Genomic DNA, 12468 nt, shown 5'->3' on the forward strand with positions numbered 1-12468 from the left:
ATTGGATCTATGTCGTACGCGAAACCCCTGTGGGAGCGGGCTTGCTCGCGAAGGGGCCCGATCAGACAACGCAAATGTCAGACCGATAGCAGCTCATCAATATGCCGATACTCAGCCGCCAGCCCCGCCGCCAATTCCCGGGCGCGGCCCAATCGAATCGGCCCGCGCTCGATATCGATCAACAGCCCCGGACACGCCAGCGTCGGTAATCCCGTCCACGCCTTCAACCGCCCATCCGTGACCACCAGCAAGCGCTGCTGCTCGGCCGGAAAACGCTTGCGCCGCACCGTCAGCCATTGCTGCGCCTGTGCCAACGCCGCCACCAACGGCGTGCCACCGCCGGCGCCCAAAGCATCAAGCCAAACGCGCAAGCCGCTGGACGCCTTCAACCCCTGCACCTGCCACTTCGGCGCCGATCCGCTGGCCGTCAGCAACGCCAACCGCGCGCGTTGGCGATAAGCATCATCGAACAGTTGCGCGAGCAGACCTTTGGCATCGCTCAAGGCCTGATGTCGGCGGGTAGACGCCGAGGCATCGACGATCACCAGCCACAGCTCATGCGGCGTGCGGGTGCGCAGTTGAAACAATAAATCGGCGCGAGTTTGCGGGCGGCCGTTGAGCAGCGTCGCCGGCCAGTTCACCAAACCGCTGCGTGCGGCGTGGCGTTTGCCTTGGCGTCCGTTGTCCAGCCGACCAGCGCGGGGTCTGGCATCCGCCCCCGCGTCGGATCGGGGGCGAATGCCTAAAGCTTTTTTGGCCAGCTCGGTACTTCGCGGCGAGCACCGGTGGCGAGGGCCGGCGCGGGCATGTCGCCCCACTGCCCCTGCCCTTCGCTTGGTTCAGCCTGAGCATCGCTTGGCGATTGCGGTGGTTGTTGCGGACTCGACGCGGACTGCTCACGACGGCGATGGCGCAGTGCGAATTCAGCAACGGCGTCGATATCCGCTTCGCTGATCGCCTCTGCACCGCGCCATGCCGCGTGCGCCCGAGCGGCGCGCAGCCACACCAGATCTGCGCGCAATCCATCGACGCCGGCAGCAAAGCAACGCTCAGTGATCTGCGCCAGTGCGGCGTCGTCCAGCGGGATGTTGGCCAATGCACTTCGCGCATGTTCGCAACGCTCACGCAGGGTTTGTTGCTGAGTTTCCCACTGCGCGCAAAACCCTTGCGGGTCGCTGTCGAAATCCAGCCGACGCCGAATGATTTGCCCGCGCTCGGTCGGCGCGGTGTGGCCGCTGAGGGCGACGTTCAGGCCGAAACGGTCGAGTAGCTGTGGACGCAACTCACCCTCTTCCGGGTTCATCGTGCCGATCAGCACAAACCGCGCCGAGTGGCGATGGGAAATGCCGTCGCGCTCGATCAGGTTGGTGCCGCTGGCGGCGACGTCGAGGAGCAGATCGACGAGGTGATCGGGCAGCAGATTGACCTCATCGACGTAAAGCACACCGCCGTCAGCCTTGGCCAAAACGCCGGGAGAAAATTGCGCGCGGCCATCGCTGAGGGCCGCGTCGAGGTCGAGGGTGCCGACCAGGCGTTCCTCGGTGGCGCCCAGCGGCAAGGTGACGAACTGGCCGCTGGCGAGCAGATCGGCGAGGCCACGGGCCAGGGTCGATTTGGCCATGCCGCGCGGGCCTTCGATGAGCACGCCGCCGATTTTCGGGTCAATGGCGGTGAGGCACAGGGCGAGTTTCAAGTCATCGGCGCCGACCACGGCGGAGAGGGGGAAATGCGGGGTGTCGGTCATCATCATTACTCGGTCATGGTCGGTGAAATGCTTTTAATTGTGGGAGTGAGCCTGCTCGCGATGGCGGTGTGTCAGCCTACAACGAGTTAACTGAGACACTGCTATCGCGAGCAGGCTCACTCCTACAAGGAATCGCACTAGATATTTTCTTCTATGTCCAACAACAGATTCTCCAGTGCCTCTTTATAAGCCCCCGGCTCCTGCCACATCCCGCGCTGCTGCGCCTCTAGCATCCGTTCGGTCATATCACGCAGCGCATGCGGATTATGCTCACGGACAAAATCCCGCGTCGCTGGATCGAGCAAATACGCATCCGCCAGCAACGCGTACTGGTGATCATCGATCAACTGCGTCGTCGCATCAAACGCGAACAGGTTGTCGACCGTCGCCGCCATTTCAAACGCGCCTTTGTAGCCGTGACGCTTGACCCCGTCGATCCATTTCGGATTGGCTGCCCGCGAGCGAATCACCCGGTTCAGCTCTTCCTTCAACGTGCGGATCTTCGGCAGATCCGGCTGGCTGTGATCGCCGTGATAACTGGCCGCCGCTTCGCCGCGCAACGTTTCGACGGCGGCGAGCATGCCGCCCTGGAATTGGTAGTAATCGTTGGAATCGAGCAAGTCGTGCTCGCGATTGTCCTGATTCTGCAGAACCGCTTGCACCTGGCTCAGGCGCTGGACGAATTGTTCGCGGGCGGCGGTGCCTTCGTCGGAACCGCCGTAAGCGTACGCGCCCCAGTTCAGATAAACCTCGGCGAGATCGTCGCGGCTTTGCCACAAACGCCCGTCGATGGCGCCCTGCACGCCCGCGCCATAGGCACCGGGTTTGGCGCCGAAAATCCGCCAACCGGCCTGACGTCGTGCAGTGTCTTCATCGACGCCCGATTGCAGCAGCGCCTCGCGTTCGGCGCGGACTTTCGCGGCCAATGGGTTGAGATCCTCCGGCTCATCCAGCGCGGCAACGGCTTGCACGACGGCGTCGAACAGGCGGATCAGGTTGGCGAAGGCATCGCGGAAGAATCCGGAGACGCGCAGCGTGACGTCAACACGCGGGCGGTCGAGCAGGCTCAGCGGCAGAATCTCGAAATCGTCGACACGCTGACTGCCCGTCGCCCACACCGGACGCACGCCCATCAGCGCCATGGCTTGAGCGATGTCGTCACCGCCGGTGCGCATGGTCGCGGTGCCCCACACCGAGAGGCCGAGTTGGCGCAGGTGATCGCCGTGGTCTTGCAGGTGGCGTTCGAGGATCAGCGTGGCCGACTGGAAACCGATGCGCCACGCAGTGGTGGTGGGCAGGTTGCGCACGTCGACCGAGTAGAAATTGCGCCCGGTGGGCAGGACGTCGAGGCGACCACGGCTGGGTGCGCCGCTGGGGCCGGCGGGCACGAAGCGGCCGCTGAGGGCGTCGAGCAGGCCACGCATTTCGGCGGGGCCGCAGGCGTCGAGGCGTGGGGCGACGACTTCGCGCAGGTTCTCGATGATTGCGCAGACCTCCGCCCAACGCGGTTCCTGTGGGAGTGAGCTTGCTCGCGAAGGCGTCGTGTCAGTCGGTATGGATTTATCTGACCCACCGCTTTCGCGAGCAAGCTCGCTCCCACAGGGGGATTGTAGGGATTCGAAAATTAAGCACGTGGCGAACAGTTCGAGGCGTTCGCGGGTGTCGCCGGCGGTGCGCCAGGACTCGTCGCTTTGCGATTGCAGTGCTTCAGGACGCGGGCCTGTCCATGGCTCGGCCAACGCACAATCGAGTGGATCGAAACCCAGTTCGAACGCTTTGGCGAGTGCTCGCAATAGACTCGATTGCGCGCCTTTGCCGTCACCTCGTGGAATCCGCAGCAACGCCAACAATGTATCAATGCGCAAGCGCCCCGTCGGCGACTCGCCGAAAATATGCAAGCCATCGCGAATCTGCGATTCCTTCAGATCACACAAATACGTGTCCAGACGCGGCAACCAGATCGCCGCATCGGCGTCACTGTCCAGCCCGGCATCCAGCTGCAATTCACGATCAATCTGCGTGTCGCGCACCAGTTGCAGAATGTCGCGCTGCAACTCACGGGCGCGGCGCGGGTCAAGCAGTTGCGCCTCGTAATATTCGTCGGCCAACAGTTCCAGATTGCGCAGCGGCCCGTAGGTTTCGGCGCGGGTCAGCGGCGGCATCAAGTGGTCGATGATCACCGCTTGCGTGCGCCGTTTGGCCTGGGCGCCCTCGCCCGGATCGTTGACGATAAACGGATAGATATTCGGCAGCGGCCCGAGCAGCGCGTCCGGCCAGCAACTCTCCGAGAGCCCGACGCCTTTGCCCGGCAGCCATTCGAGGTTGCCGTGCTTGCCGACGTGGATCACGCCGTGCGCGCCGTAGGTGTTGCGCAACCAGAAATAGAACGCCAGATAGCCGTGCGGCGGCACCAGATCTGGATCGTGATAAACCGCGCTCGGATCAACCTGATAACCGCGCGCCGGTTGAATGCCGACGAAGGTCAGGCCGAAGCGCAGACCGGCGATCATCATGCGGCCGTCGCGGCACATCGGATCGTTTTGTGGCGATCCCCAGCGCTCAATTACCGCCGCGCGATTCGCATCCGGCAGCGCATTGAACATCGCTAAATAAGCGTCCATCGCCAGACTTTGCTGGCACGGGCGCAGGTCAATCGTGTCGAGATCGTTGCTGACGCCACCGAGCAATTGCTGGATCAACTCGGTGCCGCTGCCCGGCAACTCTGACGAGATCGGATAACCCTCGGCCTGCAACGCGCGAAGAATATTCAGCGCCGCTGCCGGGGTGTCGAGGCCAACACCGTTACCGATGCGGCCATCGCGGGTCGGGTAGTTGGCGAGAATCAACGCGATGCGTTTTTCAGCGTTCGGCACCTGCGCCAGATCGATCCAGCGCCGCGCCAGTTCAGCGACAAAATCCATGCGCTCAGGCTGCGCGCGATAGCAGACCACATCGGACTGACTGCGCTCGCTGCGCCACGCCAGATCCTTGAAGCTGATCGGCCGGCTGATGATGCGCCCGTCGAGTTCCGGCAAGGCAATGTGCATCGCCAGATCACGCGGGCCGAGGCCTTGCTCGCTGTCGCGCCAACCGGGCTCGTTGTCCTGCGCGCAGATCGCCTGAATCACCGGAATGTTGCGGCGAAACGGCCGCAGGTGCGGCGCTTCGGGGCTGGACTGGGCGAAACCGGTGGTGTTCAAAATCACCCCCGCCTCGACTTCATCCAGCCAATCCTCGACCACCGCGAGGCAGGCGGGCTCTTTCAAACTGGCCACCGCGATCGGCAGCGGATTCAAACCCGCCGCTTGCAAGCGCTGGCAGAACACATCGATGAACGCGGTATTCGCCGCTTGCAAATGCGAGCGGTAAAACAGCACCGCCGCGACCGGTTGCTCAGGCAGCCATTCGGCTTGCCAGTCACTCAGTGCAGCGGTGTTTTTAGTCGGGTGGTAAATCGCCGTGCGCGGCAGGGTCTGCGGCTCATCCCACGAGTAATCACGGGCGAGCCAACGGTTGGCCATGCAACGAAAGAAATCCAGCGCATTGCCCAGACCGCCCTGACGCAAGAACTGCCAGAGGCGGTCGCGATCCTCGGCATTAACGGTGCTCAAGTCGCTGAGCTCCGGATCAGGCCGGTCATCGCCCGGCACCAGAATCACCTGCACACCGCGTTCGGCCAACTCGACCAGACGCTCGACGCCATACCGCCAATAGGCGATGCCGCCGTGCAGCGAAATCAAAATCACCTTGGCGTGGCGCAGCACTTCATCGACGTACAAATCGACCGAAGCGTGATTCTGCACCTGCATTGGATTGGCCAGACGCAGGCTCGGATAATCCTCAGGCAACTGCTGCGCCGCTTCGGCGAGCAGCGCCAGACTCGAGTCGCCGCTGCACAGGATCACCAGCTCGGCGGGGGTTTGGCCAAGATCGGCAATGTTGTCATCCGAGACGAAACCGCCGGGCTGAGTCCTGAGCAGGTGCATGGTTTAAACGCTGAGCGCGGCGCGCAGTTGCGCTTCGAGTTGCGCCGCGTCGAGCTCCTGACCGATCAACACCAGACGCGTCACGCGCGCTTCATCGGCGCCCCACTGACGGTCGAAATGCTTGTCGAAACGCGTGCCCACGCCCTGAATTAACAGACGCATTGGCTTGTTCGGAATCGCCGCGAAACCTTTGACACGGAGGATGCCGTGCTTCACCACCAGTTGCGTCAGGGCGTCGAGCAACAGGCTTTCGTCGGCTTGCGGCAGTTCGATGGAGATCGAATCAAAGGCGTCGTGATCGTGGTCATCGTGATCGTCATCGCCTTCACCGTGGTGGTGATCGTGATGGCTGTGGCGGCTGTCGATGTGCTCTTCGGAACTGGCGCCGAGACCGATCAACACGTCGAGCGGCACACGACCGTTGCTGGCTTCGATGATTTTGACGGCGGGCGGCAATTCTTCGGCGACTTCAGCGCGAACGCGAGCGAGGTCTTCCGGGCTGGTCTGGTCGGCCTTGTTGAGGATTACCAGGTCGGCGCTGGCCAGTTGGTCGGCGAACAATTCGTGCAGCGGCGACTCGTGGTCGAGGTTCGGGTCGAGTTTGCGCTGCGCGTCGACCTGATCCGGGAACGCGGCGAAGGTGCCAGCGGCCACAGCCGGGCTGTCGACCACGGTGATCACTGCATCAACGGTGCAGGCGCTGCGGATTTCCGGCCACTGGAAGGCTTGCACCAGTGGTTTCGGCAGGGCCAGACCCGAGGTTTCGATGAGGATGTGGTCGAGGTCGCCGCGACGGGCGACCAGTTCGCGCATCACCGGGAAGAACTCTTCCTGAACGGTGCAGCACAGGCAGCCGTTAGCCAGTTCGTACACGCGGCCAACCGCTTCTTCTTCGCTGCAGCCGATGGTGCATTGCTTGAGGATTTCACCGTCGATGCCCAACTCGCCAAACTCGTTGACGATCACCGCGATGCGCCGGCCCTGAGCGTTGTCGAGCATGTGCCGCAGCAGCGTGGTTTTGCCCGAGCCGAGGAAGCCGGTGACGATGGTGACGGGGAGTTTGGCCAGTGTTTTCATCGGTATGCCCTTTGGCAAGCGGCGGGCATACGGGACGAGAACCGGCAACGCGCGTGCGTGCCCGGAGAGTTCGCCACCGGATCACCCCGCCCGGTTGAAATTGAGAATCTGTGACGAGGCAGGTCTCCTGGCTGACGGCGTTCAGGCGCGGGGCCTGGCGTTGGCTGCGCCTTCCCGCTGGCTCATGGGTTGAGCTGGCAGTGGCGTGGCAGCGAACAGCGCCGTTCACAGTTGCGGGGGCAGCCGCGGCATTGACCGCGTTCCCTTCTTAGCTTCGGCGTGGGCCGAAGAACCTCGAATGCGCAAGGCTACGCATCGGGTGGTGACCGGTCAATGGGGTTGGGTTTTGGTTATGTGAGCCTATCCATTGCTTCGGTGATGGCTGCTGGCGGTTTCGCTCTTACAGCGACTCACTTTTCCAGACGCCGAAAAGTAAGCAAAAGGCTTGGCCCCGGCGTACGGCACTTCGCTGAGGCTCAGTGTTCCCTCGCTACGGTGTCCATCCGGGGACATCGCCTACGGTTTGCTTCGCTGCACCTCCTCTCGATGTGTGCGGCTACGCCGCACGGCGCTACGCGCCTGATCTCCGGATGGACACCTACACTCGGCCTGCCGAAGGGGCTGAAAATCAAAAGCCGGATCAAAAGCCAAAGCAGATCAAAAGATCGCAGCCTTCGGCAGCTCCTACAGGGGTTTGCTTCGAAAGATGGGTTGGCTGCCAGCCTGCTTTCGCCAGCGAACAAAAGCACAGCCGATAACTCATGTAGGAGCTGCCGCAGGCTGCGATCATTTGATCTTGCTCTTAAAAGACAAAGTCAAAGGATCGCAGCCTTCGGCAGCTCCTACAGGTGGTCGCATCGGAAAGTATGTTGTCATCGCGAGCAAGCTTTGCTCCTACGAAAATCAAAAGCGGAAAACCCACGCTCCTCACCACTCAATAGGCCGAGTGTCAGCTCGCCTGCTTTTGATCTTGATCTCGGAGCCCGTCGGCAGGCTGAGCGGAGGGATTGATCCGGGGGTGGGAGCGCAGCGACCGTTTGGCGCAGCCAAACACAGCGAGAGGAGGTGCAGCGAAGCAAACCGTAGGCGCTGCCCCCCGGATCAATCCCGCAGTGAAGGAACCCGAGCCCTAGCGAGGGCCGAACGTCAGGGCAAAGCCTTTTCGGTTACCTTTTCGGCGTTTGGAAAAGGTGACTCGCCGTAAGGGCGAAACCCTAAGCCGCCGTTACCGCAGCAACGGATATGCCCCCCATCCAATTGACTCAAATCCCCCCTCATGCTCTCCTACACAACTTGTTACGGGTGCCCTTCACAGGGTGAAACGGGAAACCGGTGAATCATGTGCTTTACTCAAGCCATGTCAGTCCGGTGCTGCCCCCGCAACGGTAAGCGAGCGAAGCGTCAAAACCACTGTGCCCAAAAGCATGGGAAGGAGACGCTTGCAGGTCGGCCTGACGCCAACCCCTCGTGAGCCCGGAGACCGGCCTTTAACACACAGCGCGCACCTCGTGCGCAGCTGAACATAACAAACCCGCGGTGGGCGGGCGCTGTTCGAACCTCTGCGAGCCCGACCCGCAGGGGTTTTCATGCGCTCAAATCACCCACTGACACTCCAGAGGGAAGCGCCATGTCGATCATCAGCAGCACCGGCAGCAACACGGACAAAATCGCCAGCACCGCCACACTGAGCCAACGCCTGACCGCCGCGATCTTCGCGTCGATCCTCGGCGCCGGCCTGGTCTACTTCGCCGGCTTCTCGCACATCGAAGCGGTACACAACGCCGCTCACGATACCCGCCACAGCGCCGCGTTCCCGTGCCACTGAGACCTGCCGACATGATCAAGCGTATTGCGCAAACCGCAGGTTTTACCGGGCTTCTGGCCGCCCTGCTCCTCACCCTGCTGCAAAGCTTCTGGGTCTCGCCGCTGATTCTTCAAGCGGAAACTTTCGAAAAATCCGAACCCGTCGCCGTGCATGAACACGCCGAAGGCGCCATGGCTGGCCATACCCACGATGCCGAAGCCTGGGAGCCGGAGCCCGGCTGGCAGCGCGTGGTTTCGACCACGGGTGGCAATCTGGTCGTCGCCGTCGGTTTCGCCCTGATGCTCGCCGGTCTCTACACCCTCCGTGCGCCCACCAAAACTTCGCAAGGCCTGCTCTGGGGTCTGGCCGGTTACGCCACGTTCGTCCTCGCGCCGACTTTGGGTCTGCCACCAGAACTGCCGGGCACCGCCGCAGCTGATCTGGCTTCGCGACAGATGTGGTGGATCGGCACGGCCGCGTCGACCGCTGTCGGCCTGTCGTTGATCGCGTTCAGCCATCACTGGCTGATGAAAGTTCTCGGTGTGGCGATCCTCGCCGTGCCGCACGTGATCGGCGCACCGCAGCCGGAAGTGCATTCGATGCTCGCCCCTGAAGCATTGGAAGCGCAGTTCAAAATCGCTTCGCAGCTGACCAACGTCGCGTTCTGGCTGGCCTTGGGCCTGATCAGCGCCTGGTTGTTCCGCCGCAAAAGCGATGGCCAATACCACGCATGACGAATGACAGCGCAGCGCCGACCTTCGTGGTCGGCCTGGGTTGCCAGCGCGGCTGCCCCGTCAGCACGCTGCGCGCGTTACTTGATCAGGCGTTACAGGCGCATCGCATCGAGTTGCAAGCGATCAAGGCCTTGGCCAGCATCGACCTGAAGCGCGACGAGCCCGGTTTGCAAGAGCTCGCCGCGCAACTGGCGCTGCCGCTGCTGTACTTCAGCAGCGAAGAACTGGCCAGTTATCAGGAACGTCTCAGCCACCGTTCCGAGATTGCTTACGAACGCACCGGTTGCTACGGCGTCGCCGAAAGTGCCGCGCTGGCCCTCGCCGAACAGTTGATTCAGGCACCGGCAAAACTGCTGATTTCCCGACAAAAATACGCTCAGGCCACCTTCGCATTGGCCGGCGCTGCGTAAATTCCCGATAATCCCCGCCATTGATCATGAGCAATCTTCATCTGAAGTGTTGGCCATGCCCCTTTTTCACAGGATTTAGCGATGACCGTCTACTTCATCGGCGCCGGCCCCGGCGACCCGGAACTGATCACCGTCAAAGGCCAGCGGCTGATTCGCAGCTGTCCGGTGATCATTTATGCAGGCTCGCTGGTACCGGCGGCGGTGCTGGACGGTCATCAGTCTGAAACAGTGGTCAACAGCGCCGAATTGCATCTGGAACAGATCATCGAACTGATCAAAACCGCGCACGCGAACGGTCAGGATGTGGCGCGGGTGCATTCCGGCGATCCGAGTCTGTATGGCGCGATTGGTGAGCAGATTCGTTATCTGCGCGAGCTGAATATTCCGTTTGAGATCGTTCCCGGCGTGACGGCGACGGCGGCGTGTGCGGCGTTGCTGGGGGCGGAGCTGACCCTGCCGGATGTCTCGCAAAGCGTGATTCTGACCCGTTATGCCGATAAAACCGCGATGCCGGTGGGTGAGGAGCTGGGCAGTCTGGCGCAGCATGGGGCGACCATGGCGATTCATCTGGGCGTTAATCATTTGCCGAAGATTCTGCTGGAGTTGCTGCCGCATTACGGCGCGGATTGCCCGATTGCGGTGATTCACCGGGCGACGTGGCCGGATCAGGATTGGGTGGTGGGGACGCTGGCGGACATTGCCGAGAAGGTTGAAGCGAAAGGGTTTCGGCGTACGGCGTTGATTCTGGTCGGGCGGGTGTTGGGGAGTGAGGTGTTTAGCGAGTCATCGTTGTATCGCGCGGGGCATGCACACCTTTACAGGCCCTGAAAGCAAAAGATCGCAGCCTTCGGCAGCTCCTACAGGGAAATATATTCCAATGTAGGAGCTGCCGAAGGCTGCGATCTTTTGATTCTGTGGCTTTAGACAATGTATTCATCACGGGAAAATGCATTGCCTGAACTGGAACTGCTGCGCAGTTCATCGGGGATAAATCCCCTCGCCACAGCGCCGTTTTTCATATCCGCAGCGAACACCTTAGTAGTAGGCGTTTTCTTTCTGCGTGTGGTCGGTCACGTCACGAACGCCCTTCAGCTCCGGAATACGCTCAAGCAAAGTGCGCTCAATGCCTTCCTTCAACGTTACGTCCGCCTGGCCGCAGCCTTGGCAGCCGCCGCCGAATTGCAGAACGGCGATGCCGTCTTCAACCACATCGATCAGGCTGACCTGACCGCCGTGGCTGGCTAGCCCCGGGTTGATTTCGGTTTGCAGGTAGTAGTTGATGCGCTCGTTGACCGGGCTGTCGGCGTTAACCATCGGCACTTTGGCGTTTGGCGCCTTGATGGTCAGCTGGCCGCCCATACGGTCGGTGGCGTAGTCGACAACGGCGTCATCAAGAAACGCTTCGCTGAAGTGATCGATATACGCGGTGAAGCTTTTCAGCCCCAGCGCGGTGTCTTCAGGTTTTTCTTCGCCCGGCTTGCAGTAGGCAATGCAGGTTTCGGCGTACTGGGTGCCAGGCTGGGTGATGAAGACGCGGATGCCGATGCCCGGGGTGTTCTGCTTGGAGAGCAGATCAGCCAGGTAATCGTGGGCGGCGTCAGTAATGGTAATAGCGGTCATGGAAACTCCTCGCAGGCTTGGGCGCAGTTTACGCCAATCGTTGCGCCGGACAAAGTCCTAGTATTTTTGTCGGGAAAGATTCTCGTCAGGCTCGCCATCGACCCGCGCCTTGAGCCAGCGGTAACTGCGTTTTTCCACCCATTCGTAGCTCAGCCACGAACCAACGCCGATCGCCAGCGCACAGACGACGAACATCAGATACGGGTTGATCCCGTAGCGACGCGCAATGAAACCGCCCGCCGAGAGCACCAGCACGTGCATCAAGTACACCGAATACGAGCAGTCACCGAGCAATTTCAGCAAGCGGCTGCGCTCGACATAACGCTCCAGCGCCATGCACGACATCACCAGCACCGCACTCGGCACGCCCCAATTGAGCAGCCGTGGCGCCGGCGCCAAGTGATAAATCGCCAGCAACGCCGCGACAATCCCGGCCAGCGGCAGCCATAAACCGGCGCCGATCCAGCCGCGACGATAGAGCATGCCAATGCCAATCCCCAGCAGAAACTCGTAAACGATGTCCGAACGATAGAACTCGCTGATCCAGCCAAACCCCGTCCACGCCTGACTCACCGCAAACAGCAGCGCGGCGACCACCAGCAGACGCACTTGCAAGCGAAACAGCAGCGCCCAGGCAAACAGCACGTAGAAGAGCATTTCGTAATTCAGCGTCCAGCCGACATTGAGCGTCGGGTAGATTCCGTAGCCACCGGGGTTTTCAGTCGGGATGAACAGCAACGACAGCAGAAAATGGCCCCAATCCACGGTTTGATCGGGCAGCAACGGCTGGGCGAACACCACCAACAACGCCATTAGCGCCGTGTACAGCCAATACGCGGGGACGATGCGAAACAGGCGATAGAGCAGAAACCGCGCGGGCGGCAGCGGCTTATTTTCGGTGGAAAGGAAGATCACCAGACCGCTGATGACAAAGAACACATCGACGCCCACCGCGCCTTTGTCGATGAACCACTGCCCAATCGGCCCGCGCGCTTCGAAGTCGAAGAAAATCTGCATGAAATGGTGGCAGACCACCGTCCACGCAGCCAGCGCACGCAGGGCTTGCACTGAAATCAACATCACCCGCTCCCGT

Annotated in this window: 10 protein-coding genes and 2 riboswitches; of the genes, 4 read left to right on the plus strand and 6 right to left on the minus strand. The window is 61.6% G+C overall.

Features of this window, described 5'->3' with window-relative positions:
* Positions 1 to 77: 77 nt before the first annotated feature.
* From AD669_RS14295 to cobW, 4 genes are all read right to left on the minus strand, one after another.
* A complete protein-coding gene (locus AD669_RS14295) occupies positions 78 to 761 on the minus strand; it encodes a VWA domain-containing protein (protein WP_256218863.1) in 684 nt (227 codons plus the stop codon).
* Complete coding sequence (locus AD669_RS14300) at positions 743 to 1744, minus strand: ATP-binding protein (protein WP_053120954.1); 1002 nt, start codon at positions 1742 to 1744, stop codon at positions 743 to 745. Before AD669_RS14300 ends, AD669_RS14295 begins: the two co-directional genes overlap by 19 nt.
* Before the next feature lie 137 nt (positions 1745 to 1881).
* Positions 1882 to 5730: a cobaltochelatase subunit CobN gene (gene cobN, locus AD669_RS14305; RefSeq protein ID WP_053120829.1), complete on the minus strand. Its 3849-nt coding sequence runs from the start codon at positions 5728 to 5730 to the stop codon at positions 1882 to 1884.
* Between the two features lie 3 nt (positions 5731 to 5733).
* Positions 5734 to 6807, minus strand: a complete 1074-nt coding sequence (cobW, locus tag AD669_RS14310) for a cobalamin biosynthesis protein CobW (protein ID WP_053120831.1) — start codon at positions 6805 to 6807, stop codon at positions 5734 to 5736.
* Between the two features lie 99 nt (positions 6808 to 6906).
* A riboswitch (cobalamin riboswitch) is annotated at positions 6907 to 7119 on the minus strand.
* A 971-nt stretch (positions 7120 to 8090) separates the two neighbouring features.
* Positions 8091 to 8311, plus strand: a riboswitch (cobalamin riboswitch).
* 123 nt (positions 8312 to 8434) lie between these two features.
* Here cobW and AD669_RS14315 point away from each other — a divergent pair.
* The 4 genes from AD669_RS14315 (at position 8435) to cobM (ending at position 10583) form a co-directional block, all read left to right on the plus strand.
* Positions 8435 to 8632 carry a CbtB domain-containing protein gene (locus AD669_RS14315; RefSeq protein WP_053120833.1) on the plus strand — a complete coding sequence of 66 codons (198 nt, stop codon included), beginning with the start codon at positions 8435 to 8437 and terminating at the stop codon, positions 8630 to 8632.
* An 11-nt stretch (positions 8633 to 8643) separates the two neighbouring features.
* Positions 8644 to 9345, plus strand: coding sequence for a CbtA family protein (locus AD669_RS14320; protein ID WP_053120835.1), 702 nt, complete (start codon positions 8644 to 8646; stop codon positions 9343 to 9345).
* Entirely contained in the window at positions 9342 to 9755 is a 414-nt protein-coding gene (locus tag AD669_RS14325) for a cobalamin biosynthesis protein (protein WP_053120837.1), read from the plus strand. The genes AD669_RS14320 and AD669_RS14325 overlap by 4 nt, the downstream gene beginning before the upstream one ends.
* A gap of 81 nt (positions 9756 to 9836) precedes the next feature.
* The gene (cobM, locus tag AD669_RS14330; protein ID WP_053120839.1) at positions 9837 to 10583 is read left to right on the plus strand and encodes a precorrin-4 C(11)-methyltransferase; all 747 of its coding nucleotides are present in this window, start codon (positions 9837 to 9839) and stop codon (positions 10581 to 10583) included.
* A gap of 207 nt (positions 10584 to 10790) precedes the next feature.
* On the opposite strand, the gene nfuA is transcribed toward cobM, so the two are convergent.
* On the minus strand, positions 10791 to 11375 hold the full coding sequence (gene nfuA, locus AD669_RS14335; protein WP_007912592.1) for a Fe-S biogenesis protein NfuA: 585 nt from the start codon (positions 11373 to 11375) through the stop codon (positions 10791 to 10793).
* A 57-nt stretch (positions 11376 to 11432) separates the two neighbouring features.
* Complete coding sequence (locus tag AD669_RS14340; protein WP_053120841.1) at positions 11433 to 12455, minus strand: acyltransferase; 1023 nt, start codon at positions 12453 to 12455, stop codon at positions 11433 to 11435.
* Positions 12456 to 12468 lie beyond the last annotated feature (13 nt).

The sequence above is a fragment of the Pseudomonas sp. P1.31 genome, from assembly GCF_001269815.1.
GTDB classification, from domain to species: Bacteria; Pseudomonadota; Gammaproteobacteria; order Pseudomonadales; family Pseudomonadaceae; genus Aquipseudomonas; species Aquipseudomonas rustica.

Excerpts from the sequence above, each read along its gene's own strand:
- cobW (WP_053120831.1), bottom strand. The coding sequence starts at position 6,807 with ATGAAAACACTGGCCAAACTCCCCGTCACCATCGTCACCGGCTTCCTC.
- AD669_RS14320 (WP_053120835.1), top strand. The coding sequence starts at position 8,644 with ATGATCAAGCGTATTGCGCAAACCGCAGGTTTTACCGGGCTTCTGGCC.
- cobN (WP_053120829.1), bottom strand. The coding sequence starts at position 5,730 with ATGCACCTGCTCAGGACTCAGCCCGGCGGTTTCGTCTCGGATGACAAC.
- AD669_RS14325 (WP_053120837.1), top strand. The coding sequence starts at position 9,342 with ATGACGAATGACAGCGCAGCGCCGACCTTCGTGGTCGGCCTGGGTTGC.
- AD669_RS14300 (WP_053120954.1), bottom strand. The coding sequence starts at position 1,744 with ATGACCGACACCCCGCATTTCCCCCTCTCCGCCGTGGTCGGCGCCGAT.
- nfuA (WP_007912592.1), bottom strand. The coding sequence starts at position 11,375 with ATGACCGCTATTACCATTACTGACGCCGCCCACGATTACCTGGCTGAT.
- AD669_RS14315 (WP_053120833.1), top strand. The coding sequence starts at position 8,435 with ATGTCGATCATCAGCAGCACCGGCAGCAACACGGACAAAATCGCCAGC.
- cobM (WP_053120839.1), top strand. The coding sequence starts at position 9,837 with ATGACCGTCTACTTCATCGGCGCCGGCCCCGGCGACCCGGAACTGATC.
- AD669_RS14340 (WP_053120841.1), bottom strand. The coding sequence starts at position 12,455 with ATGTTGATTTCAGTGCAAGCCCTGCGTGCGCTGGCTGCGTGGACGGTG.